18 protein-coding genes and 1 pseudogene are annotated in these 25,548 nt (G+C 40.8%); 12 read left to right on the top strand and 7 right to left on the bottom strand.

The window, feature by feature from the left end; genetic code table 11:
• Positions 1-87: 87 nt before the first annotated feature.
• From aceA to LMH66_RS11090, 3 genes are all read left to right on the top strand, one after another.
• Entirely contained in the window at positions 88-1,413 is a 1,326-nt protein-coding gene (aceA, locus tag LMH66_RS11100; RefSeq protein WP_102528875.1) for an isocitrate lyase, read from the top strand.
• 277 nt (positions 1,414-1,690) lie between these two features.
• Entirely contained in the window at positions 1,691-3,166 is a 1,476-nt protein-coding gene (locus tag LMH66_RS11095) for an HDOD domain-containing protein (protein ID WP_420709418.1), read from the top strand.
• A gap of 176 nt (positions 3,167-3,342) precedes the next feature.
• Positions 3,343-4,251: an alpha/beta hydrolase gene (locus tag LMH66_RS11090; protein ID WP_229370085.1), complete on the top strand. Its 909-nt coding sequence runs from the start codon at positions 3,343-3,345 to the stop codon at positions 4,249-4,251.
• A 207-nt stretch (positions 4,252-4,458) separates the two neighbouring features.
• Here LMH66_RS11090 and LMH66_RS11085 read toward each other — a convergent pair whose 3' ends face one another.
• Positions 4,459-4,935, bottom strand: a complete 477-nt coding sequence (locus LMH66_RS11085) for a nuclear transport factor 2 family protein (protein WP_229370084.1) — start codon at positions 4,933-4,935, stop codon at positions 4,459-4,461.
• A 46-nt stretch (positions 4,936-4,981) separates the two neighbouring features.
• Positions 4,982-5,806, bottom strand: a complete 825-nt coding sequence (locus LMH66_RS11080; RefSeq protein WP_229370082.1) for a M90 family metallopeptidase — start codon at positions 5,804-5,806, stop codon at positions 4,982-4,984.
• Positions 5,807-6,083: 277 nt separating this feature from the next.
• Here LMH66_RS11080 and LMH66_RS20570 point away from each other — a divergent pair.
• From LMH66_RS20570 to LMH66_RS11050, 6 genes and pseudogenes are all read left to right on the top strand, one after another.
• Positions 6,084-6,296: pseudogene (locus LMH66_RS20570) on the top strand (hypothetical protein).
• Between the two features lie 152 nt (positions 6,297-6,448).
• Positions 6,449-8,632 carry an OsmC domain/YcaO domain-containing protein gene (locus LMH66_RS11070; protein WP_229370081.1) on the top strand — a complete coding sequence of 728 codons (2,184 nt, stop codon included), beginning with the start codon at positions 6,449-6,451 and terminating at the stop codon, positions 8,630-8,632.
• Between the two features lie 191 nt (positions 8,633-8,823).
• Positions 8,824-9,315, top strand: coding sequence for a tyrosine-protein phosphatase (locus LMH66_RS11065; protein ID WP_229370079.1), 492 nt, complete (start codon positions 8,824-8,826; stop codon positions 9,313-9,315).
• Positions 9,316-9,708: 393 nt separating this feature from the next.
• Positions 9,709-10,086 carry a lactoylglutathione lyase gene (gloA, locus tag LMH66_RS11060; protein WP_229370077.1) on the top strand — a complete coding sequence of 126 codons (378 nt, stop codon included), beginning with the start codon at positions 9,709-9,711 and terminating at the stop codon, positions 10,084-10,086.
• Positions 10,087-10,140: 54 nt separating this feature from the next.
• Positions 10,141-11,241: an alkene reductase gene (locus tag LMH66_RS11055; protein ID WP_102526531.1), complete on the top strand. Its 1,101-nt coding sequence runs from the start codon at positions 10,141-10,143 to the stop codon at positions 11,239-11,241.
• Positions 11,242-11,482: 241 nt separating this feature from the next.
• Positions 11,483-12,358 (top strand): DMT family transporter, encoded by an 876-nt coding sequence (locus tag LMH66_RS11050; protein ID WP_229370075.1) that lies wholly within the window; start codon positions 11,483-11,485, stop codon positions 12,356-12,358.
• A gap of 58 nt (positions 12,359-12,416) precedes the next feature.
• On the opposite strand, the gene LMH66_RS11045 is transcribed toward LMH66_RS11050, so the two are convergent.
• The gene (locus LMH66_RS11045; RefSeq protein ID WP_229370073.1) at positions 12,417-14,657 is read right to left on the bottom strand and encodes a winged helix-turn-helix domain-containing protein; all 2,241 of its coding nucleotides are present in this window, start codon (positions 14,655-14,657) and stop codon (positions 12,417-12,419) included.
• A gap of 134 nt (positions 14,658-14,791) precedes the next feature.
• On the opposite strand from LMH66_RS11045, the gene LMH66_RS11040 reads away from it, so the two are divergent.
• Together LMH66_RS11040 and LMH66_RS11035 are read left to right on the top strand one after the other, a co-directional pair.
• Positions 14,792-15,727, top strand: a complete 936-nt coding sequence (locus tag LMH66_RS11040; RefSeq protein ID WP_229370070.1) for an alpha/beta hydrolase family esterase — start codon at positions 14,792-14,794, stop codon at positions 15,725-15,727.
• Positions 15,728-15,762: 35 nt separating this feature from the next.
• The gene (locus LMH66_RS11035) at positions 15,763-16,581 is read left to right on the top strand and encodes a hypothetical protein (RefSeq protein WP_229370067.1); all 819 of its coding nucleotides are present in this window, start codon (positions 15,763-15,765) and stop codon (positions 16,579-16,581) included.
• 88 nt (positions 16,582-16,669) lie between these two features.
• Here LMH66_RS11035 and LMH66_RS11030 read toward each other — a convergent pair whose 3' ends face one another.
• The 3 genes from LMH66_RS11030 to LMH66_RS11020 all read right to left on the bottom strand — a co-directional run bounded on the left by LMH66_RS11030 (position 16,670) and on the right by LMH66_RS11020 (position 22,263).
• Positions 16,670-18,142, bottom strand: a complete 1,473-nt coding sequence (locus LMH66_RS11030) for a phospholipase D family protein (RefSeq protein ID WP_229370065.1) — start codon at positions 18,140-18,142, stop codon at positions 16,670-16,672.
• 101 nt (positions 18,143-18,243) lie between these two features.
• Positions 18,244-20,310, bottom strand: coding sequence for a carboxylesterase family protein (locus LMH66_RS11025; protein ID WP_229370064.1), 2,067 nt, complete (start codon positions 20,308-20,310; stop codon positions 18,244-18,246).
• Positions 20,311-20,580: 270 nt separating this feature from the next.
• Positions 20,581-22,263 carry a hypothetical protein gene (locus tag LMH66_RS11020; RefSeq protein ID WP_229370062.1) on the bottom strand — a complete coding sequence of 561 codons (1,683 nt, stop codon included), beginning with the start codon at positions 22,261-22,263 and terminating at the stop codon, positions 20,581-20,583.
• An 851-nt stretch (positions 22,264-23,114) separates the two neighbouring features.
• Between LMH66_RS11020 and LMH66_RS11015 the strand changes: the two genes are divergently transcribed.
• Positions 23,115-24,290, top strand: coding sequence for a patatin-like phospholipase family protein (locus LMH66_RS11015; protein WP_229370060.1), 1,176 nt, complete (start codon positions 23,115-23,117; stop codon positions 24,288-24,290).
• A 243-nt stretch (positions 24,291-24,533) separates the two neighbouring features.
• On the opposite strand, the gene LMH66_RS11010 is transcribed toward LMH66_RS11015, so the two are convergent.
• The gene (locus LMH66_RS11010) at positions 24,534-25,412 is read right to left on the bottom strand and encodes a patatin-like phospholipase family protein (RefSeq protein ID WP_229370059.1); all 879 of its coding nucleotides are present in this window, start codon (positions 25,410-25,412) and stop codon (positions 24,534-24,536) included.
• Positions 25,413-25,548 lie beyond the last annotated feature (136 nt).

Raw genomic sequence — 25,548 nt, 5'->3', positions numbered from 1 at the left:
ATAGATAGAAATGGTATGACACATTGGGGTGTGAATACCGACATTAAATAGCATAACAAAACGAATTACACAGGAAGGAGTAACACTATGTCTAACACTAATAAGCAACTAACTCGTCAAGAACAGATTGATGCGATTAAGAAGGATTGGGCTGAAAACCCACGTTGGAAAGGTGTTAAGCGTCCGTTTACTGCAGAAGAAGTCGTCAAGTTACGTGGTTCGGTTGTGCCTGAGAATACCATCGCACAGCGTGGTGCTGAAAAACTTTGGAGCCTAATTAATGGCGGCGCAAAGAAAGGTTATGTGAACTCTTTAGGCGCATTAACAGGTGGTCAAGCTGTACAACAAGCTAAAGCGGGTATTGAAGCGATTTATCTTTCAGGTTGGCAGGTAGCAGCTGATGCTAACTTAGCGGGCACTATGTACCCAGATCAGTCTTTATACCCTGCAAACTCAGTACCTGCTGTAGTGGGACGTATTAATAATTCATTCCGTCGTGCTGACCAAATTCAGTGGGGCAAAGAAGTGAATCCAGGTGATGAAAATTACACAGATTATTTCTTACCGATTGTTGCTGATGCAGAAGCTGGTTTTGGTGGCGTACTGAATGCATTTGAGCTAATGAAATCAATGATCGATGCCGGTGCTGCGGGTGTTCACTTTGAAGATCAGTTAGCGTCAGTTAAAAAATGTGGTCACATGGGCGGTAAAGTATTAGTCCCTACACAAGAAGCGGTTCAAAAGTTAGTTGCTGCACGTTTAGCGGCTGATGTAAGCGGTGTTGAAACACTGGTAATTGCACGTACCGATGCTAACGCAGCTGATTTAATGACATCTGACTGCGATGCTTATGACCGTGACTTTGTTACTGGTGAGCGAACTGAAGAAGGCTTTTACCGTGTTAATGCGGGTATAGACCAAGCTATTTCTCGCGGTCTAGCTTACGCACCTTATGCTGATTTGATTTGGTGTGAAACGGCTAAACCATGTCTTGAAGAAGCAAAGAAATTTGCTGATGCAATTCATGCACAGTACCCAGACCAATTACTCGCTTATAACTGTTCACCTTCATTTAACTGGAAGAAGAACTTGGACGATGCAACGATTGCGAAGTTCCAACAAGAACTTTCGAACATGGGCTACAAGTACCAGTTCATTACGTTAGCGGGCATTCATAACATGTGGTACAACATGTTCGATTTAGCTTATGACTATGCACGTGGTGAAGGTATGAAGCACTATGTTGAAAAAGTACAAGAAGTTGAATTTGCAGCAGCTGAAAAAGGCTACACATTCGTATCGCATCAGCAAGAAGTGGGTACTGGTTACTTTGACCAAGTCACTACTTGTATTCAAGGCGGTAAGTCATCAGTGACAGCGTTAACAGGCTCTACTGAAGAAGAACAGTTTTAATCGTTATTAACTTTGTAACAGTTTAGCTGCTTTGCAGCTGATTTACCCCGGTGTTACTCACCTACAGGTTTCATCGGGTTTTTATCCAGTATTCGGAATATTAGCGAAAGCTAGCAGTGGTTCTTAATGCGAGGATTTTTAACTTCCTACCCAGTAAGTTTTCAACCATTCGCTTGTGTTGCGGCTCTTCGGAGCCGTTTTTTTTTGCAAAAAATAATGAGTTTATTGTTATTAAAAGGTTATAGTAAAAATACTGTCATAATTGATGAGTCTGTACTTGAAAACCTCACTACCCATAACAAAAGGTGTCGATTACTGGACTAAACGTATTAGTGATCAAGAAATGCCTGCTTTATGTTCCACTATTAGAGACTTAGAGAAACTTGCTAAGGATGATGTGTCTTCATTAGCGTCTCTTGGTCGAAGTGTTATGCACGATAATGCCTTAACCACGCGTATTTTACGGGTTGCCAATAGTGCTATTTATAATAAAGGTACTAGCCATGTGACTACTGTTAGCCGTGCAGCAGTCGTGCTTGGCTTTGATACCATTCGTAATATCTGCATTACCGCAAAACTGCTAACGAGTCTTTTAGAAAATCATAACCTTTCCGAATCTGTTTATCAGCGTTTAATCAAATTGATGGCGCACTCATTTCAATCGGCAATGATTTCGAGAGTGATGCTCAAAGATTATGATGAAGCCTTGCGTGAAGAGGTGTTTATCGCCTCTTTATTATATCGAATCGGGGAAAGTGCTTTTTGGAGTATTGGCGGTGATTTTGTTGATCATTTAGATCAAGCTTTATTAGCGTGTGACTCGCCCAAGCAGCAGAAAGTTATCGTCAGGGAAAAACTTGGTACCTCGTTCTCGCAGTTAACGCAAAGCATTGCTAGAGCTTGGGGCTTAGGGGATGTGCTCACCACATCTTTGTCACACCCTGATGAAAGAATGCCTGAAATTCGCAGTATATTTTTAGCTAACGAAATTACAGATGCTTTGAATCAGCCCCATGTAAATGCTGAAAAGCTAAATGAATTATTAACTGCCGCTGCTGAAATTCAAAATATCAGTTTAGAGCAATGTAAAGCGCGGCTGAGTCGCTGTGCTGAAGCAACGATACGTTTAGCTGAAGATTATGGTGCCATTGAACTTGTTCAACACTTGCCTGATACAGCAGAAATAATATCGACATTAGATAAGCCTGAACCTTTGCAGCAGTTTAGAGAAGCTAATTTGGTTCTTCAGCTGAAAAAATTACGTGAGCTGACAGAGTTTGCGATTCACAAAGCCGATTTTAATCAAGTTGTGCAAACAACTTTAGAAGGGGTTTTAGACGGTGTAGGAGTTGATCGCTGCGCAGTGATGTTACTGTCTCCTAATCGAAAACAACTATCACCACGGATTGCTTTTGGTGATGATGCGGATAAATTCAAGCAAAAACTTTTAATTGAAATGTCAGGTGACAGTAATCCATTTTTGCAAAGCATAAACAGTAAAAAGGCGAAGTGGTTGCACGAGTTTGATGAAAGAGCACCTGCTGATATGGATGCTTTTATTGGTTCAGATTTTGACTTAAGCCAGTTTAAACATGGTTTTGTGGTTGCGCCCATTGTCGTTAATGATAAAACGATTGGTTTGTTTTATGCGGACAAACAATTTTCTGCAAGGCAGCTTACTCAACAAGATTTTGATAGCTTTTGTCATTTAACTCAATTGGCCAATCTTTGCTTTGGGCTTACGGTAAAATAACAAATATTCACTTAAACTCACATATCAACAGGCTTGTGTTTTACGCATTTTACCTACAGTGGTCGTTACTTTGATGAGGATTACTGTTGTGAAACTGCTTAAACATGAGCTTAGTTTTACACATGAGCTTGATTTTACACACGAACTTAGTTTTACAAATGAGATTACTTTTAAACATGAAAATGCTTTCAAATAATGGCTTTAATTCCTTTTGTCGTCGTTCGACTCTTTACCGTTTTCTAATGTGCTGCAGCTTATTGTGCAGCCTTATTATCTCATTTCGCCTCACAGCTTCAGCGTCTGAATTAACACTTAATTCACCACAAGCTTCTCAAGCACTTGAGATTATGGATACTGCTCGAAATAGATTAATTCCTGTTGAGTTATATCATCCTTCATCTAAGTTCGCTTGTACGCCAGATAAACCATGCCCTGTGGTTATTCTAAGTTCTGGGTATGGATTGTTGCATACTGATTATCAATTCATTAGCCATTTCTTTCAGCAACATGGCACGCTAGTTATTGCGGTTCGTCATGAGCTACCGTCAGATCCTTCGTTGTCAGGTATTCAGCCATTTATGGAAACACGATCTGAAAATTGGCAGCGCGGCGCAAATACTTTGGATTTCATTCACGAGTACTTTAGCGGTGATGAGCTTTATGCTGAAGCTCATCATTATGCAAACTATGACTTTAATCAAATCACCCTGGTGGGTCACTCTAATGGCGGCGATATTTCAGCTTGGTTAGCTGACTACGGTGTTGTTAGCAACAAATCAAAGCTAAATGGTGCAGGGGCAAACAAAAGCACAAATAAACAGGTGCAATATATTGCTCGTATTATTACGTTAGATCATCGCAGAGTGGCTCTGCCAAGAAGTCCTGATATTGAAGTGTTATCTATACGAGCAAGTGATTATCCTGCAGATGAAGGTGTGCTTCCTGGCGCTGATGAAGATGCTGCAAATATTTCTGTAGTCACGATTGAAAAAGCCAGACACAACGATATGAATGATTATGGGCCTGAATGGTTAAAAAACGAGATAGTACGTATCATTGCTAAGCAGTTTTATAGTGCAGAATAAGCCCAAGCTATAAACTAAGGCTATTAACTAAAGCTATAAACTAAAGCTATAAACTAAAGCTATAAACTAAAGCTATAAACTAAAGCTATAAACTAAAGCTATTAACAAAAAAAACTGCCAATATTGATGGCCAACGGGTTAATGCCATGGCCATCATCACAAATAGTATTCTGGGCTTATGAACCAGCAACTATTAATCTACTCCTATTATCTTGCTCCTATAAGCTTGGCTACGGCCTTAGCATTCTCATTAGGGATAGCAATGCTTAAGTGGTATTGCACAATCTTCCAACCATTTTCAGTGAGTTGCAATGCACCTGTACCGCGGCATAAACCGTAACTTGCACTATGCAGTAACTCATCAAATACGATGGTATTGTCAAATTGTAATAACTGGCGAGATTTGACCTCATAGTGCCATCCATCAGTGGGTCTTGCATAACCTGCAAACTGGCTCATATCCCACCGCTCAGTCGCATCGGTGCCAAGAAAAACGGCTTTCTCATCATAAAGTGAAAAGTAGCTATCCCAATTAGCATTACTGGCATCTTGATGGAGTTTATCTAATAAAGTATCGGCTTGCTGTCTCGACTCAACTGAAATCGTGTCATTGGCTTCTGCTGGAAGTGATGACATTAGCCATAAACTGCTGGTTAATAGAAAGGTAAGAAGCGCTTTATGCATGGAAATTCCTTGTTGTATTTTTATACTAAATTAACTCAGTATGGCACTAGTGCCAGTTGATGGGGTCAAGCTGATAAAATTGGCTTAACTCTTTATAAAGCAAATTGTGTCGTTGGTAAAATTCATGGGGTTTTTCAAAGAAGGTCTCGCTAATAACGGCAAAAAACTCAGCAGGGTTAGTCGCGCCATAATAGCTAAACAATGAGGGAACTTGTTGTTTTGCACAGTGTTGTAGGTTTTCAAACTCCTGACCTAACACCTTCGACCAGGTTGAATAATTTGTAATGTCTCGCAAAGGTGGCGCACCGTTCGCTTGGCCATTTTCTTGATCGAGTTGATGTGCGAATTCATGAATCACGACATTTTGACCATCAAATGGATCTGCGGCACCATCAAGAGTGCTCTTCCAGGATAATATAATTTTCCCATTCCCCCATGATTCACCGAGTAAAACATTTCGTTGATTAGATTCAACTCCAGCAAAGTCAGTGCCTCTTTTCTCGACAATAAAGGCATATGGATATACTAAAATCTGTTTCAGTTTTGGGTAAAAGTTCGTTTTACGATTGAGTAGTAGTAAGCATGCCTGAGCCGCAATGGTGACTTTGACTTCATCTGTAATCTCAAAGCCGTCACAGCCAACAAATTCCTTTTCTGCAATAAACACTTGAATGTGTTTTTTAAGTTGCAGTTGAAGATCGGTTGGCATCGCTTTGAAATAAGGGAATCGACGCTTAAGTATGTTTCGCCACGCTTTAGGAAATGGTTGCAGCGTGATTTTTTCTCTATGACGCTGAGTTCGCATTGGCTTGGACACAATAAGGCCAATGGCAATAATTGAAACAATGATCAAAGCCAATAGTGCAAACATATGCCCTCGTTAATAAGTAATAAGCTTAAATAGGTTATTGGGCGACTAAGTATGATTTTCAAGGGTAAGTTTAGATATAGCTAATAAAGCTAGTGTAAATTAGTCATAAAAAAACTGGCAATCAACAAAAGTTGATGCCAGCAAAGAGGGGGGAGGGATTTTTATTTTTTTAGTGCGTTACTCAAATTAATTATTGGGTTAATGCTTAGGGCCTGTTGATCTTTGCTGGTTAAGTTTTGTTCGAAATAAAAGCGTTTTAATCGAGACGGATGAGTTGATGCCTAGTCATCTAAGCAAAATTCATCCAACAAAGAGTAAAACGCTTTTAGTCGAACCCTTTGGGCAGCGTTTGTTGGCCATTTTTACTGCGTTATCGACTTATTATGTAGAATAACTACACTACAAAGTCTCTGCCTTGTATAAACAGCCAACAACTCGCTGCAAAAACAACCTTGAAAGATCAACAGACCCTAAGCTAAATAGTATCTAAGAAGGTCAATATTTTCCTTTGTTGGGTTTTTATTTTAATTAACCCAAGACTAATGCGCTAAAAACACCGATAATTCACCCTAATTCGATAGATAAGCGCGATCGTTAGCGCTGTTTTAACTATATTTTGCTAGTCAGTTGTGGGTGTATTCAATGGAAATCAAAGTTAACTTTCTCGATAACTTAAGGCTTGAAGCCAAGTTTGACGATTTTACGGTCACGGCCGATCAGCCTATTCGCTATAAAGGTGATGGCACTGCGCCAAGTCCGTTTGATTATTTCCTTGCATCATCTGCGCTGTGTGCGGCGTACTTTATCAAGGTGTATTGTAAGGCGCGTGATATTTCTACTGACAATATTCGCTTGTCGCAAAATAATATTGTCGACCCTGAAGATCGTTATAACCAGATCTTTCAAATTCAGGTTGAACTGCCTGATGATATTTCTGAAAAAGATCGCACCGGGATCTTACGCTCAATTGATCGTTGTACAGTGAAGAAAGTTGTACAAACCAGTCCAGAATTTAAAGTTGAAACCGTTGAAAACCTCGATGCAGATGCCAATGCAATGCTAATGGGTCAACCTGACGGTGATGAAAGCACCTTCATTCTAGGTAAAGATTTACCCCTAGAAGAAACCATTAAAAACATGACAGGCATGCTAGCCGACCTTGGGATGAAAATTGAAATCTCATCTTGGCGTAACATAGTGCCAAACGTGTGGTCATTACATATCCGTGATGCTGCATCACCAATGTGTTTCACCAATGGTAAAGGCGCAACCAAAGAAAGTGCATTATGTTCAGCGTTAGGCGAATTTATTGAACGCTTAAATTGTAACTTTTTCTATAACGATCAGTTCTTTGGCAATGAGATCGCTAATAGCGAATTCGTACATTACCCAAATGAAAAGTGGTTTGAGCTTGAAGAAGATGATGCGCTGCCTAAGGGGATTTTGGATGAGTACACGCTAGATATCTACAACCCAGATGAAGAGCTACATGGCTCGCATTTGATTGATACTAACTCAGGTAATATTGAGCGTGGTATCTGCACGATCCCTTATACTCGTCACTCTGATGGCGAAACGGTGTATTTCCCGTCAAACTTAATTGAAAACCTATTCTTAAGTAACGGCATGAGCGCGGGTAATAACCTGCAAGAAGCCCAAGTTCAGTGTTTATCAGAAATCTTTGAACGCGCAGTTAAGCGTCAAATCATTGAGCAAGAAATAGTCCTGCCAGATGTGCCAATGTCAGTGCTTGAGAAATACCCAAGTATTCTTGCGGGTATTAAAGGCTTAGAAGATCAAGGCTTCCCAGTTGTTGTTAAAGATGCCTCACTGGGTGGTGAATTCCCAGTAATGTGTGTCACCTTAATGAACCCGAAAACTGGCGGTGTATTTGCTTCATTCGGCGCGCATCCAAGCTTTGAAGTCGCATTAGAACGAAGCCTTACTGAATTACTACAAGGTCGCAGTTTTGAAGGGTTAAACGATGTCCCTAAGCCTACGTTTAACAGCATGGCTGTTAGTGAACCAGAAAACTTTGTTGAGCACTTTATTGATTCAACGGGTGTTATTTCATGGCGTTTCTTTAGCAGTAATCACGACTACGAATTTTGCGAGTGGGATTTCTCTGGCACCTCAGAGGAAGAAGCCAACGGCTTGTTTGGCATTTTAGAAGCGTTAGGCAAAGAAGTGTATACCGCTGAATTTGATCAATTAGGCGCATCAGCATGTCGTATGTTAGTACCTGATTTTTCTGAAGTGTACCCAGTAGAAGATTTAATCTGGGATAACACCAATAAAGCGTTGGATTACCGCGAAGATATTTTAAACCTGCACTCATTATCGGATGAAGAGCTGGTGGATTTAGTGAATCGTTTAGATGAAAGTCAGCAAGATAACTACACTGACATTCGCACCATGATTGGCATTGTATTTGATGAAAATACCGTGTGGGGACAGCTGACTATTATGGAGCTGAAAATCCTTATTTACCTAGCATTGGGTGCTCATGAAGAAGCCAGCGAATTGGTCGGTGACTTCTTACAGTTTAACGATAACACGGTTGAACGTGGCTTGTTCTATCAAGCGGTAAACGCCGTACTTGAAATTGAACTAGAAGAAGACCTTGAGCTTGAGCATTACCTACATAGCTTTAACCGTATGTTCGGGGAAGAAGTGATGGAAAATGTTGTCGGCAGTGTAAACGGTAGCGTGCGTTTTTATGGTTTAACTAAAACCAGCATGAACCTTGAAGGGATTGAGCCACATTTGCGTCTGATTGAAAGCTATAAAAAGCTGCATCAAGCGCGTAAGTTGGCTGCGAAGTAATCTACATTCAGCCAATGTATTAACGATAAAAGCGAACCTCAAGGTTCGCTTTTTTATTTGCTGCATTATAAGTGGTTGAACATGTATCAGTGTTTGTAAAAATATGAAATCGGCTTTTGTCATAATACTGATGCGAGCTTTGGATTATAATAGGCCCATTCGTTTGCCCTTCATCATTTAGGAATATGTTTATGTCTTCACACCCATTTGACGCCTTAACCTTAGACAATGGCGCACAACTGATTTTTACCCCTTGTCCTGGTACTAAAGAGGCCTCATTAACTGATTCAGTTGCTACCTTAAAGCAAGCTGGTACTGATATGCTGCTGACGTTAATGTTTGATAAAGAAATGGTGGCTAATAATGCTGAGTCTTTACCGAATGTCTGCGCTGAGAATGATATTCGCTGGATTCAATTACCTATATTGGATGATGCAGCGCCTAATGAAGTATTTGAAGCAGCGTGGCAAACGCACAAAGATGAAATACTTGAGCTAGTCTCACAAAAGGGCACCATTGCCGTTCACTGTAAAGGCGGCACTGGGCGTACAGGTTTAGTGATCGGTTTAATCATGTTGGCACATGGCATACCAGCCGATAAGGTGATTGCTGAAGTGCAAAATATTCGCCCTAAAGCGCTTAAAAATCCTGTGCAAGTGGCTTATTTTAATTCTTACGCTTAATTATCCTTTCGTCAGTATCGACTTCTAATGAGTGTCTTTTAGATTGGCGGTACTGACCACTTCTTACCTTCTTTTAAATACCCTAATTTAATACAAGTTTTTCTCTCTGATGCTTTTAAACGCTATCTAAAGCAGTTCTGGTCGAATATATCCTCACATCGTTTACTTAAAAATCTGCTGACCGAGTATCTGAATTTAACTGAGTCACTTATGGTTTTGATTGCAAATTAACCTGTGGTTCTGGCAATAAAATGGGGAATACTTAGTTTGTATAACAAAAAATTATGATTTTAAGAATTTTTAATGATTATATTTTTATAATACTAAGTCGTAAAATAGCTTTATTCGCTAGAGATAGCAGCACATTTATTTGCACATACTTAAGGGTATTTTATGAAATTTCTACACACGATGATCAGAGTTGCTGATCTTGATACATCAATAGAATTTTACACTCATGTATTGGGTATGAAGGTGTTAGAGCGTCATGAAAATACTGATTATCGCTATACCTTAGTGTTTGTTGGTTATGAGCAAGGCGGCACGACTATCGAATTGACCCATAATTGGGATACCAATGAATATGAAATGGGTAACGCTTTTGGTCATTTAGCCTTAGGTGTTGACGATATTTATGCGGCGTGTGACAAGATTAAAGCATTAGGCGGAAACATCACTCGCGAGCCAGGCCCTGTTAAAGGCGGCGAAACTCACATTGCTTTTATTACCGATCCAGATAACTACCAGATTGAACTGATTCAATTAGATTAAATTTTCCTTGGCATATTGCCGATTGATTTCCCATTTTCGTTATAAGGAAAGACCATGAAAGATGCATTATTTCAAACTATTCAATTAGGTGAACACGCCCTAAAAAACCGTATTGTTATGCCACCAATGACACGCTCTCGTGCAACACAGCCTGGTAACTCTGCAAACGATATGATGGCTGAGTACTATGGTCAGCGCGCACAAGCAGGTCTAATTGTGGCTGAGGGCACCCAAATTTCAGCAATGGGTCAAGGCTATGCTTGGACACCAGGCATTTACTCGCCTGAGCAAATTGCGGGTTGGAAGAAAACCACTGAAGCCGTGCATGCTAATGGTGGAGTTGTCTTTGCTCAGCTTTGGCACGTAGGTCGCGTTACCCATCCAGCAAACATTGGCGGTGAACAGCCAATTTCATCATCAGCGATGAAAGCTGAAAATGTAAAAGTATTCATTGATGACGGCAGCAATGCACCGGGTTTTGTGGATGTGGTTGAGCCACGTGCAATGACCAAAGCTGATATCGAACAAGTGATTGGGGAGTATCGTCAGGCTGCATTAAATGCCATTGAAGCAGGCTTTGATGGAATCGAGTTACATGCGGCAAATGGTTATTTGATCAATCAGTTCATTGATTCAGAAGCGAACGATCGCACTGATGAATATGGTGGCTCAATCGAAAACCGTCTACGCTTTTTAAGTGAAGTCGTCACGGCGATGGTTGATGCAATTGGCGCTGATAAAGTGGGTGTGCGTTTAGCGCCATTTACCTCACTTAACGGCACTGTTGATGCAACGCCTGTTGAAACCTATACCGCTGCTGCAGCAATGCTTAATGGCCATAACATTGTTTATTTACACATCGCAGAAGTAGATTGGGATGATGCGCCTGAAACCCCACTTGAATTCAGACAAGCCGTACGTGAAGCTTACAAAGGCGTGTTAATTTACGCAGGTAAGTATGACGCAGCAAAGGGCGGACAAGCGATTAACGATGGCTTAGCTGACATGATTGGTTTTGGTCGTCCGTTTGTATCAAACCCTGACCTACCGAACCGCATCAAAAATGGTTACCCGTTAGTTGCCCATGATCCAGCTACCTTATTCGGCGGAGATGAAAAAGGCTTAACTGATTACCCAGAGTACAGTGAGCAGTAAACTAGCTCATGGCTAAAAAGATTGGCTAGTTGAATCCGCTGCGATCTACTAGAATAGAGATTAATAGCAACCTCGCTAACGCTTGGTTGCTATTTTTTTGGTATTTTAATTATTTAAATCCACCGTGATAAATCTCGTTGATTTCACAGTTTACAACAACGATGTTCGTGACTTTATCGATAATCGTTTATAACAGCGTCACTTCTTTTCATATTCATCAATTCCACTTTAGAGGCCATACATGCGCGGAGCCTTGTTTTTATTCATCGCCACTTTGTTGGCTGCACTTGGCTGGATAGCCTCGAAAGTCGTGGTAATGGATATGCCAGGCGAGACCTTTATTGCCAGTCGCTTCATGCTAGCAAGTCTAGTGTTACTGCCATTTTGCTATAAAAGCTTATGGCGTTTGCGGGCGAAACAAATTCTGCTTGCTTGTGGCGTGGGGATCTTTCTAGGTCTGGCACTATTGGTATGGGTACATGCGGTGTCAGTGACCCAAAGCTTGTCGGAAGGGGCATTCATCATGAGCCTAGCCATGATCATTGCACCGATGACAGCCTGGATTTTATTTAAGATTAAGCCTAACAAAGCTTTTTGGTATGCCTTACCCATGAGTATTGCTGGGATGATGCTCATGACATTAACCAATGGCTGGCAAGTGGATGAATCTCAATGGTTCTTTTTATTCGCTTCAGCGTTATTGTCAGTTCATTTTGTATTAAATAAGAAGATCAGCAATCGTATTAAACCGTTAGATTCAATCTGCTTACAGCTGTTTATGGTAGGTTTAGTCGGCGGTATTTATGTTGCGTTCACGCAGCAAGCACCGTTTGAAGTCAGCAGTAACTTGGCGATATGGTTTGTGTTATCTACAGTGTTTGCGACATCGCTGCGTTACTTATTACAGACAATAGGTCAGTATTCTGTGAACATGGAAACCGCCGCGCTGATTATGGTTTTAGAGCCGATTTGGACCTTAATGTTGAGTATCTTGATGTTAGGTGAAAGCGTAGAAATGCAAAAGCTAGCGGGTGGCGTGGTGATCTTCTTGTCATTGATTATGTATATTAAGCTGTCAAAAAGAGATACGGCTCAGATTAAAAAATCATTACAATAATAACCTGACTAACGAAAGCTACTCATTGACAAAACGCCCTCAGAAGAGGGCATTTTGTTTAATGTGATAGCGTTAATTGCCATATATTGCTTTGACTCAATTCAATTCTATCGCAGGCCAAAAAGTTGCGCTGAACGGCTAAATTACAGCCACTGGGTGCTCTGCCTGAAAAATGATGCAGAGGCTTTATTTCGTTGTTGGTTAAATTTAATGACAGATACTCTTTGCCAAGTAGGTAATATATATAGTCTCCCTTTAGCTGCCAATGTCGCCAAGCTGCAATAGGGAAATCATCAATCAGTACCTTCTCTGCCACTTCATCATTTAAGTTCTCAGTACTTACATTTAAGTTTAATTGGAATAATCCAGGGTGATTGAATTTGCTAAAGTAGACAGTTTGGTTATTTGCTTGAACGCTATAACCGCCTTTTGTTGTCAACTGTGAGGCTGTGCCTTGGTTAATATTACCTTGTGCATCAATTGGTAATTGCCAAATATTCCACTTGTTGTCTATTTCTGCGCTAAATAAGATGGCATTTTCACTTGCGGCAACATGATGTACTTGAGCAAAGCTTTCAGCTATTGCTTGCCAGCGTTGATCGTTTATTGAGTAGCGAAACAGTTGACTGTTAATACTCGCAATCAAATACTTATCGTTATGTGTCCAAGCCATTGCACTGATGTGCTTTATCTCACCTTTGAAGGCTGTTTGTATGAGCGTACTTTTACCATCTTTAATATAGATATTTCTTTCACCATTTCGATCAGAAATAAAAGCCATAATATTGCTTTGATTACCTAATACTGGTGTTTGATTGATACCTGAACTTGCTGTTAGTGGAGTGACGGTATCTGTTTTAACAACAGTATTATTGAGACTGGCGCTATCAGCTCTAGCTTCTTCAACACTAGCCTCTTCAACACTAGTGGCCTCAACCGTAATAGGATAACTGACGATGTTCATTCTAATTTGACTGCGCTCAGTGAGTATCGTTTGATCATTTTTCCCTGCTGCTAATCTAGCAAATTGATCGCTATGCTCTATTGGCGTTAACTGCTGCTTAGTTATGTCAAATATAAATAAGCCATCACTATTACTGGCCAGTAATTCAGTATCTGAGCGCCACATTAAACCAAAAACATCATCAATAAATGGATGGGTTTGCAGCAACTGATTATCGTCAAGGTCAATCAGTTTCATCGTGTCCTTGTTGTCAGCATCATATTCAATCACCGAAAGATATCGATTATCGCTAGAGAGTGAAAAGGTGTAATCGCCAAGGTTATTACCGAATTGTTTGGGGTGAGTGATTTGCTGTTTTCTGCCTGTATCAATTTGCCAGGCATGGATGCTGTATGGCTCAGAGATACTCGGGCGAGATTGATACAATAATCGTTGTTTATGGCTATCGAAGGCGAGTTGTGTCACTACATTTATGCCGCACTTGAAAAGTGAGGTCACTTGCTGACTTATAGTATCTATTTGAACAATTTCACAATGACGCTCTTGTAAGTTATTTAATCGCGATGCATAAACAAGATTGCCACTGCCAAATACGACATCAGTATAATAAAAACTATCTTGGGTTAGCGCTGAACGGGCGCCATTGTTTATTTGTAGATGAACTTGAGCATAGTCATCACTGCTTGCTCGATATAAGTACACTAATTGCTGGTTAGCTTGATGATAAGCAGGATTAAAAGCACTGCCAGTAATGGACGTTAGTGGTTTACGTTGTATCACTTGCAGTTGATGCTTTGCCAAAGGTTTACTTTGTTTAACGATTGGAAAAGTGCCCCAAAGAGCAACTAAGGTTAAAGTAAGGAACGAAATACTAATTAAAAGTAGGACGGCTATATTTTTTCTTTTTGGATTAATAGCAATTGCTTGAGTCTCTGTTTGAGATTCTTTATGACCATTATTATCTAATAGCAGAGACGAATTTTCAGCGAATGAATCAGTTGTGTTTCCACTGTTTGTTTCTGCATCTTCCTGAGTTGGGCTGACAGTAAATCGATATCCAACTTTACTGACGGTTTTAATCCATTGTGGTGACGAGGGGGTATCTTCAATGAGCTTTCTTAACTCGCCGATAGCGCGATTGACTGCAGCATCACTGACTATTCTGCCTTGCCAAACAGTGTTGACTAATTCTTCTCTAGAAATGGCTTCTAAAGGGCGCTGACAAAAAAATAATAACAGTTCAAATACCCTAGGTTCGCATTCCAGGTGCTCGCCTTTTTTGGTTATTTTGACTTGCTCAACGTCAACAATGATATCGCCAAAGGCAAATCGCATTTATATCCTTATGATTTTATTAATCATTATTATTCCATTATCAAACCATTCTTACCTCTTTATTGCTTGAAAGCAAGGTCGCTACACACTATGTGAACGAAAGCAAAGCACTTAAAAATGTTAAAGGGAATGATATGAAAAAAAGCACAAAGCAAGTAAGGATTAATTTTCAACTGATAAACAAGCCAAGTCGACAGTATAAAAACTTAGCAGCTTGTACGGTATTAACTGGGCTGCTCATGGGATGTAGCGGAAATAATAGCAACGAATCAGTTGATGCCCCAAAGGTTACAGATGAAACGCCTAAATGTGCAAGTAAAGCGCCTTTAGAGGGTTCTAGCTGCTTAAGGCTTGATGAGCGTGACGTGATTATTTACACCCCTGATGAAGAGATAAAAGGTATCGCATTATTCTTACATGGTGCGCCAGGAACACCCCAAAAAGTGTCTGGGATTTTTGATGCGAAAACCATTACCGAAGAACAGCAATTACTGTCAGCTAGCCCGCAGGGCAGTAATGAGTTTTGGGGCTGGGATAGTTTAAATACAGAAAGAGGAGGCGCTGTAGATACAGATTTTATAGTGAATCTTATCACGCGCTTGAAAGCAGAAAATAATATTACTAGCGATAAAGTGTATGTGTTTGGTTATTCTGCTGGTGGATTTATGGGGTATAAATTGGCCTGTGAGATCCCAGAGCAAATTTCTGCAGTCGTATCACTTGCTGGCCAGTTTCGCGGAGACTTTGAACAGTGCACAACTTCTACACCAGTGACCATACATCATTTACATAGCCCTAGAGATACCGATGTCCCTATGAATGGTAGAGTCGAGGGCGAAATCCAATCAGTGGATGGCACCTTAGCCCATTGGCGTCAAATCAATGGTTGTGACGAGACAACTGAAATAACGGCACATCCTGCAGTGAGCGCCTTGAGTAATGGCACTGAGACGAAGTTATGGCAAGGGTGTATTAAGCCTGTGCGTTTTTCAGAATTGAATAATGTACCTCATGAGGCGGTATATGATGCGGCAGCACTAAAGCAAATTTACACGCCGATTTTTAACTAATCCAAACATTAATCAGGCCACTCAAAGGAGTCATTATGTTTTTAAGATATGTTATCCGTTTCGCCACTGTGATTTTTACAACGGGACTATTATCAGCTTGTGGAAGTGACTCTGTAATGAGTGAGCCTGCGCAAGAAACTCCCCCACCAACAATAACAGAGACAAATACTGCTAGTAATCTAGCAATTCCAGATAATAGAGATGTTCAACATTATCAAGTGTTACTGTTTGGCAATAGTCATGTCTCTGCTCAGGCAAGCTTGATAACTAAACTGATTTTGGCAGGTAATAGCAACGTACAAGTTACTGCAGTGAATGCGGCTGGTGGGTATTTAGATAATCCAGTTAGTCAGCAGCGCAGGTTAGATATTTTGGCTTCAAAGTCATGGAGTCATATTATTTTACAAGCTCAAAAGTACTCGCAATCAGGGACTGTATCTTATCCAACCATTGCTGCAAGAACATGGATAGCAACAGCGAAAGAATCGGCAATTACGCCGATTCTATTTCCTGAACACCCACAAAAAGGCAGACCAGATGAAGGGCGGCAAGTACACTCACTGCATCAAAGTATTGCAGCAGTGCAAAAAGCCTGTGTTGCCCCTGTGGGATTAGCTTGGAATAAGACCTTAATGACGGTTCCAAGTTTTAAGTTACACAGTACAGATGGAAATCATGCCTCGCTGATGGGCAACTTATTGACTGCTTTGGTGTTTTATGAAGTGATAACTGGCCAGTCTGCAGATTTGTTGCCGTATATAGCTGATATCGCAGTTGAGGAGTCGACACAACAGCTATTGGGGCAAATCGCATCGGAAACCATTCAAGCTAACCAAGCGTGTGAGTTTGACTGAGGTTAATGGGTCGTAAGCAAAAGATTGATAATCACATCAATAATAAAGGGTCCTTAGTGGGTAACTAAGGACCCCGTTTTGTCGTCTATTAAAGCTCCGACTCACCATCCATTTTCTTGAATACCCAATCCGGTAGCTTATGCCAACTACCATAGTTTGGGTTTGACTTTAGTACTTCTTGTTGCGACTGCCATTCAATCTCGCCTTCAGCGTTTTTACTCACTTGCCAATACAGAGATGATTGCTGGGCAAATAGGTAATGATGCAATTTCTCAGCAAAGGCTGCACTGTGAACAAATAACCCAAACTCCACATTGATAAAGTCTGAGCGCGGATCAAAGTTAGACGACCCGACATAAGACACGCGGCTATCTAAAATGATGGTTTTATTATGGTAATAAGTATCGCCATGATAAAAGTGGTCATCATTTTTAGCCGTGTCTTTATATTCGAAAATATCGACGCCCATATCCAGTAAGGTTTTACGGTGTTCTTCGTAGTAGGCTGGTATAAATAACGAGTCGTTCGATGCCGATGAGTTTGTGACTAGCTGTACTTTTGCACCTTGCTTTGTAAGCTTTGATATCACCGAAAAATCACCGTCGGTTGGCACAATATATGGGGTTGAAATAACCGCCTCTTTGGCATTAGCCAATTCATCCTGGATTGCAATTTCAGCACGTTGTCTAAAGTAAGGTAAACGGTTTTCCATTTTCTTTAGCGAATCAAACACTGGGGAAACGGTGACATCAATCCACTGCGCTGCTGGCATTGTGTTGATGGTGTGCTCAATATCGGCAATAATTTCAGCATGCTTTTTTGTTGCCTTATTGAAGGCTTTTGTAAAATAGCGGGTATCGTTAATGTCTTTTTTAACTTGAATTAGTTCGGCAATGGGCACTAAGTGTTCACTGTGCCACTGACGCTCGTAATTGACCGCGAAAGGCGCGATGACGTCACCTGAAAATAAAACATCTAGGTCGTAAAAGTTGGCCGCTTTACTGTAACCGAAATATTCGTCACCGATATTTCTACCACCTAAAATCATCTGCTGATGGTCAATGTTAAAGTATTTTTCGTGCAGGCGATTATCTAGCTTCTGCTGATGAATTTGAAAATCAAAAGCGCGTCCAGCCCAACCCATTTTGCGCGAATTAAAAGGGTTAAATATTCTGATTTGTACATTAGGGTGTTTATCAATATCAGCTAACCATTTGTCATTAAACACTAATAAGTCATCTAAGGTTAACCTAACTTTGACGCCGCGATCGGCAGCCTTGCTAATTTCATTTAGCAGGCTTAGTCCTAAGGTATCGCCATTCCATGAAAAGTAGGTCATGTCGATGCTACTTTTGGCTTGCCTGACTAACTCAATACGGTGTGCAAATGCTTCATTGGCTCTAGGGATGATATAAGCTTTAGCTTGATAATCACGCTTTTGAAAGTTGGCCTCAAAATCGTCTGGTACGCTTGGGTTCGGGGTAGCGCAGCCGCTTAACAGCAAGATGCCACATAGCAAAGCCCAAATGGAATTGTGCTGGTTAAGTTTGAATAATGTCATTGAAAATATTTTACCTTAGCAAGAAAAAGTCATAGAAAAGGCCAGCGAACTGGCCTTATTAACATGTCATTAGTGTGTTGTGGTAGACACCTGGTTAATGCTTACATGTAACCTAATATTAGATTTAGGTTTTCTAGTCCTTGAAGGCGACCGTCGCGTAATTCTGGGTCGACGCCTGGTTGTTTGCTATCCCAATCTTGGGTGAAGGTTTCAACGCCATCTTCATCAAACACAAGAACACTGTCACTGTTGTATTGGTAGTCGCTAAATAGTTCATCGCTGAACCATAGACGAGACATTCTATCCATCAATGCTTGGTCTTTAGTGCTTACTTTTACTGAAGAACCATCCAGTTTTAACGGTTTGTTAAACACAAATGGCAGTTCTGATGCGTTACAAGCGCCGCTAATACAGCTTACAGTCTTAAGTACATCGCCAATATCCACAGCGCCTTCTTGTCCATCGGTATTGTAAGTCCATACGTTAAAGCTTGCGTGATAACCAAATTGGTAAAAGGTCGCTTCTACATTATCCTCTTGGCTGTCGCGAGCCTGTTTACGTGCAGGTCCTGCAAATAACACGTCATTCAACATCATTTTAAACTGCTTCATGTTGGCTAACGCGCCTGACACTTCACCTTCTTTGTTTGGGTAAAAATCAGTTAAGCTTAATAAGCCATTCGTGGTGTCACCATTACCTAAACCAAAGTAAAACTTGGTAATCGCCTCGTATGCAGAACTTGGTAAAATATCGCCAAGCTCGACTTGCGCTTTAATATCATCAGCAGTTAGTTGGGCAATTTCTTGCTCTACTAATGCCATGTTATTTTTGTCTGCAAGCCACTCAATCATGTTTTGGTTAACATTGCCTTGCTCGATTAAATCTTGGTCATCTTCAGTCATTAAGTTAATAATGGTTGGAATTAAAAACGTTAAGCTTGGCAGCATAGCGGTGCTGCTAGCTTCGTCAGTGTTTGACCCCACAACCGTTGGCACAGTGAAGTGATCAAGTGCTGGCTGAGTTCTTAAGTGATAACCTTTAATGGTTGAACCAAAAATCGGTTTTTTATATTCAATGTAAGGCGCGAAAGGCATTAAGTTTGCTAATGGCGTCGTTTCATTTGAAACCTTACTGGTTAAACAAACACCACTGCCAACTAAGTTGTCTAAGTCAACACAAGATAATCCAGTCCAGTCGCCAATGCGCGAAAGCGCTGATGATGCTTTTCTTTGTACTTCTAACAATTGATCAAGTGGCAAATCTTTTAAATCAACTTGGTCAAGCTCAGGCATTTCGGCCTGATAATCTGCTATTTTATCGGCAAAATCTTCTGCTTGGTCGTAACTACGATAATCGAAACCTGCTGGATTACTTTGCATAATCGCGCGAGTGAAGTACTCACCTGACATCGGCTCTTCGGTGTCAGTTTGCTGTAAAATACCGACAGACATAGCGCCAGCGCCTTGACCCATTAAGGTGATATTTTCAATATCACCGCCGAATTCTGCGATGTTTTGGTTAATCCACTTAAGGGCTGTTTTTTGGTCGCCAAGGCCATAGTTGCCGCCCTGCGAATCTTTCAGCCAATGGCTGCCTAACATGCCTAAACGATAGTTAAGGGTAATGGCAATAAATGGGTTACCTTCAGCAGTACCTTGAGCGACAACGGTATCGCCATGAATAAGCGGTTCAGAACCTGCACCTGACTCGAAATCGCCACCATGAATAAATACATAGACTGGTAATGAAGCGTTTTCTTCAACATCAGCTGGTCGCCAGATGTTAAGATTTAAACAATCTTCAGACTGTAATTCGTGAGTGGTTTTAAGTTGCGGACACGCAAAACCAAACTCTGTGGCATTAACTTCAGTTGTCATGTCGCTTACGCCGCTGTGAACAAATCGTTCTGCTGTTGCATAAGTAATGCCTTTAAAGCTTTCAATGCTGGCTAAAGACTCTTCGCCGTCAATTGAAGTGATTACGTGAGATTCTTTTGTTGCTGTAATAATGCTGTTACCGATTTCAAGGCTGACCTCTTCAGGTGGTAACGGCTGTAGTTGTGGTGGTGGAGTCGGTGTTGTTTCTGGCGTCTCATCACTATCACTACCGCAAGCGGCTAAAGTCAGTGTAATGGTAACGGCTAGTAGTGTTTTATTGAACAAAGTCATCGTTGTATCCTGTAATACTCTAGCTGTTATAAGCTAGGCTGTTGACGTAGCCAGCAGTTCGCCAAGTTAGGCTTACTGATTATTGTTAAGGTCTGTTGGCTGCGCTGTCAGTGAATGTGGGTGTATAATAATTGCTCAAGCTATCTATCTGTAATCGCATATGTAGGATGGAGTCCTCATTGAGTTTTCAGCCTACATAGCCATAGTCAGTGATATTGAGCTAGCCTTTAGTTGGCTAGCTCGTCATGTGCTTTGTCGAACAATTAAGATTTAGAAGTGGTAGCCAAAGTTAACTGTAAATGAGTTACGTGTTTCGCCTTTGTTGTAAAGCACACTGACGTTATAGTTTTTACCTATTTGCTTGTTAAAGCCTGCAAGGAAAGCCCACTTATTAACGTCAACACCGACGTTATAGAAAAACTCTTCTCCACCAATTTCAACACCAGCAATCGTGCCTTCCATATTCGGTTTTAAGCCTTGATATTCAGCACCAACAAAAAATTGTGCACGGTAATCAGCCAGTTGGTAACCCAGCATAGGTTGAACCGTTAAGATACCGTCGCTCCACTTATCACTACCTTCCATTCTTGTTTTGGTGTAAGTGGTGGTTACTGAAGCGAAAAACTGTTTGTAGCCAACTGATAAAGTTGTACCGATACCGGCTAAGTCATAATGTAAATCAAGTGGCACTGATAATGTGCCCGAGTTACATAATGCAGATAGCCCATCACATACTGCGTTCCCTAAACCAGGCAGTTTGTTATTCAGTGCATCTTGTAGCTGACGGCCAATTTCACCGGTGTACTCCGCATCAACGTTGGCATCAACATTTAGTTTTCCGTAGTAACCGAACACATTCCAAAATGGCAGGATATTCACTTCACCACGTAAAGTGAGTGTTTCAGCTGTCACTTGAGCTACCGATTTATAAGGATCGAATAGTTCATTTAACTTAACGCCCATAATGTCAAAGTCAGTAAAGCCAAAGTTCATGTCTTGGTTGCGGTAAGCCATAGAAATACCAAATGGTAACGGCACATCGATACCTTGTTGACGAACCATATCGCTCATTAATGGGAATACGCGATCTAGCTTTACGCTCTCCTCGTGGTAGCGTGGGTCAGACACTTGAGATAAACGTGCTTCATTGAGTACAGTCGAACTCATATCTTCATTGTAAAAAGCAACGGGCTCAACGAGCGTGGTGAGACTGACAGGGACACCCTTTTTGTTCTCGCCAGCAATTTTAATGTGTTTTTGTTTCATGCTGACAACGCCATTGGCATGAGTTTCAAAATCGACAATCTGGCTATAGTCGCGCATACGGTACTTTTTGTATGCAAAATCACGGGTGTTTTTAATGACCATACGCACAGGTTGACCATTATCAACGGTAAGTTTCACGCGCATAAAACGGAAATAAGCAATATCTTGTGGCAAACCAAACTTTGAGTAGTTAAAGGCGATTTCCACTTGGCCGTTATCAAGTTCTGTTGCCGTCACTGAGTTTGGATCGTAGCTCTGGGCATATTTACGCAGACGATACTCAATTTTTGTGTTGGCTTCTATTTCATTGATGATGTCTTCGTTTTCATCAATTTTGGCTGGGTCGTATTTGATTCTTAAATCAATGTTGCCTTTGTTATCGGTATTTTGGACTAAAAAAGCTTCTGTGCTGCTTGTTTCATCGCCGACCGTCACAGTGCGGGTGACGTGCTCAACCAGATGCTCACCTTGCATTAACGAGCTTAAGCCAAGCTTAGGTAGATCATCAGCAATACCGTACTTTGCAAAAATAGCTCTGCCAGTCAAAATTTGTTCTTGCTGTTTAACGACTTCGATTTGCGTATCTTCAGCAAATGCATGCACTGGATAATTGAGTGCCAACAAGCCTATACCAAGGGTTAATACTTGCATTGGGAATGATGTCATCCAGTTCTTTGTAAAGCTCATGTCTAATACTCCTATTGAACCGCAAAACTATGCGTATTCAATCGTTATTGATATCAACTAACGAACCTTGGTCAGTTGTGAACCCCATACAATTTCTGCTTAAAGTGGCGCATCTTTATGTGCTGCTCATCTTGTTACATTGTTGAAATTGCATCGGTCTTAATGTGTTGGCGAGCATTCTAGGGGGAGACATTAATTTAAGTTAATCGCGTTTGTAGGATGAAACCCTCAGGTTGTTTTTTGCTCGCTGAGGGTTATTTGTTCTTTATTAAGTCGTGGGAGCGAGTTAATTGAGCTGAATGGCAATTAACCAATTGCCAATCGTCGATTGGTTTTAAGGGCGTAGTTATAGTCGCTTAGTTTTAGTCGCTTAGTTATAGGCGCTTAACTTTAAAGGTTTAGCCTAAGCCGCTTAGTTATAGCCGCTTAGCTTTAGGCGCTTAGTTATAGCCGCTTAGCTTTAGTCGCTTAGCTTTAAACGCTTAGCTAAGGTTTTGTGCTTTTAAACGGAAGATGACTCTTGGGAGAGGTGGTGATTTGATTTGTTATTTTTTATTGGAGCAAGCCAAAACACTCAGCAAGAGAGTTAAAGGTATGGATGTTCTAGGCGAGGGTTTAATCCTACAAACGTGATTTAAGTGCAGGCTAGTTTGTCTTTATAGTGCCCCAATTCAAGCTGCATATATGACGTTAGCCTTAAAATAAATACACCATGGTGTGCTTATTAGGGGGTAATTAGTCATAACAGATATAACCCCGTTTATTGAACGATAAGCCTTCCTGTTTACTGCTAATAAAAACAGTTAAACGAGTGAGATGCATGTCGCTATACAGACCAAAAGAGAGATAGCATGACTCATATTAAGAAATTAGCTGCATTATTGTTAGTGACCATTTTAATGGGCTGTAGCACGACGCATACACTAGATATTCGTATTCCTGAAAAAGGATATGAACAGGCTATTGTTGGTGATGTGGCCGATAATTCATCGAAAGAACCTTTACGTTTTTGGGCCGGTGAGCAGGATGATTTTTTATATTCAGAGCTTAACAAATCAACTCCACTGAAGGTTCAAGGTGATGCGTTAAATATTCTCGTGCTATCGGGGGGAGGTGCTAAAGGTGCGTTTGGTACTGGTATCGTAAATGGCTTATATGAACAAGATAAACTTGAGCAATACACCATTGTAACAGGCGTGAGCGCAGGGGCTCTGATTGCACCATTTGCATTTTTAGGTGGCGATGAAGTTCCTCGACTAAAAGAAGTCATGTTAGGTATCACAGATAAAGAAGTGATTGGTAAACGTAATTTTTTAAATACGTTATTCAAAGATGGGTTTAGCAATGGCGACAATATGTTCGAGTTTATTACCCATGTATATAACCCAGAAATGATTGAGCAAATCGCCAAGCAACATCAAGCGGGTCGTCGACTCTTTATTGGCACCACTCAATTTGATTCAGGTCGTTTATCCATTTGGAATATTGGTCAAATTGCCAATAGCGATATAGAAAATAAACAGGCTTTAATTCATCAGATTATTGCTGCAAGCTCTTCAATTCCTGGGGTTTTTCCACCGCAGTTTATTCAAGTGAATTATCAAGGTGAACAATACGAAGAGTTGCATGTCGATGGCGGTTTATCGGCGCAAATGTTCTTTGAACCGACTCAAACTGACTTTAACAAAGTGTCCAAAGCTTTAGGGTTAACGCAGCAGCCTTATATTCATGTTATTCGCAACGGCATGTTTAATATGCCCTATGAACCGACGCCAGATAAAGGCATGAAACTCCTAACCCGCAGTTTAAAAAGCTTAACCGTACTGCAAAGTCGTGGAGACTTATACAAGATGCTTTACGATAGCGAACTTCAGCAAATCGATTTACGTTTTACCTATGTTGATGATGAGTTTACCGCGCCATCAAAAACCAAAGCAATGTTTGACCTTGAATACATGAAAGCGCTTTACAAGTATGGCTTTGACAAGGTGGTAAATGACACCGTGTGGTCACAAGAACTGCCATAAGTAACACCGTTATAAGTATGTTTTACCCATAATTAGTATAAGAAAAGCAATCACTGAATTATCAATCTACTCGTTGGTTATTGGCGTTCGTTATCATGTTTTGTGGTGTCACGAATAGCCAACTTGCCTTAAGGCATTTTTTTCGTAACCAGTGCACGGAAGCAACACGTTAACCGGACTTTATGTCCGGTTTTTTTTGTCTATTGTTTAAGGCTGATATTATTTAAGGCTGAGTTTACCGGTTCAACTGTTACCAACTGTTAGATTGGCGGCATCAATGCCCATTTGATAACCCGACTCTAAGGTGGCTTTATCTGTGGTTAGACGGCCAACATTGAATTCTGCTGGTGGAGCGATAACATTGATTTTGCAATCCAGGGGTGGTGACTGAATAAAATCAATCGCGTCATTATAACTATTGGCACGATTGACCATTGCATTGGCTAATTGTGGGTGAGCTTTTAATGCACGCTTTATTAGCCAAGGTAGTTTCGGGGATTTCTTTCGGTAACCCAGTGGCCTTGATAGCACGACAGTGATTTCTTTCGCTCCCATTTCGTAGGCTTTGATAATTGGAATCGAGTCAGCGATACCGCCATCTGTCATGGGGCTGCCTTGATAGGCTGGAAAATCTCTAAATGCGATAGGTACTGAACATGATGCTTTTAAGATATGTTCGATATTGTCAGCATTACTTTTAATATAAACCGCTTTTCCAGTAGTAATGTCTGTTGTGACCACAAATAGTGGGACTGGTTGTTGGCTAAAGGTGTCCATATCAAAGTGACATTCTTTGGCAAGAATATCCCATAACCAGTTTAGGTCTAGCCAGTGTCCACCTTTAATAAAACGTTTTAAATCAATAAATTCAGGCAAGCATGAGTAGTGGGTGATAATACGGTAATTTCGTTGCTTTTGATTTGAAAGCCAAGAGGCGAGATTAGTTGAACCAGCGGAAACACCGATACAAAAATCAAAAGGGCGATGGTTTAAATCAATAAAACGATCTAACACTCCTGAGGCAAAAATCCCTCGCATGGCACCACCTTCTACAATCAAGGCGTGAGGTGGGGGAGATGGCTGAAGTAAATTGGTATCCATGCGTGTGTTAACTGGTTTCATTTTGATTATTTATTGAGTTATGTACATTAGTTATTAGGCTGTAATTAGAAAGCCGCTTTCTATGTTAATCACCATAGAGTAAAGACTCAATCACTTCAATCTCAGATAGAGTTGCAGACAGTACCCAAGGCTGAGC

Source organism: Shewanella sp. 10N.7, from assembly GCF_020806285.1.
Lineage (GTDB): Bacteria > Pseudomonadota > Gammaproteobacteria > Enterobacterales > Shewanellaceae > Shewanella > Shewanella electrodiphila.
Note: the sequence above shows the minus strand (reverse complement) of the source record. Positions and strands in the feature narration are given on the sequence as shown.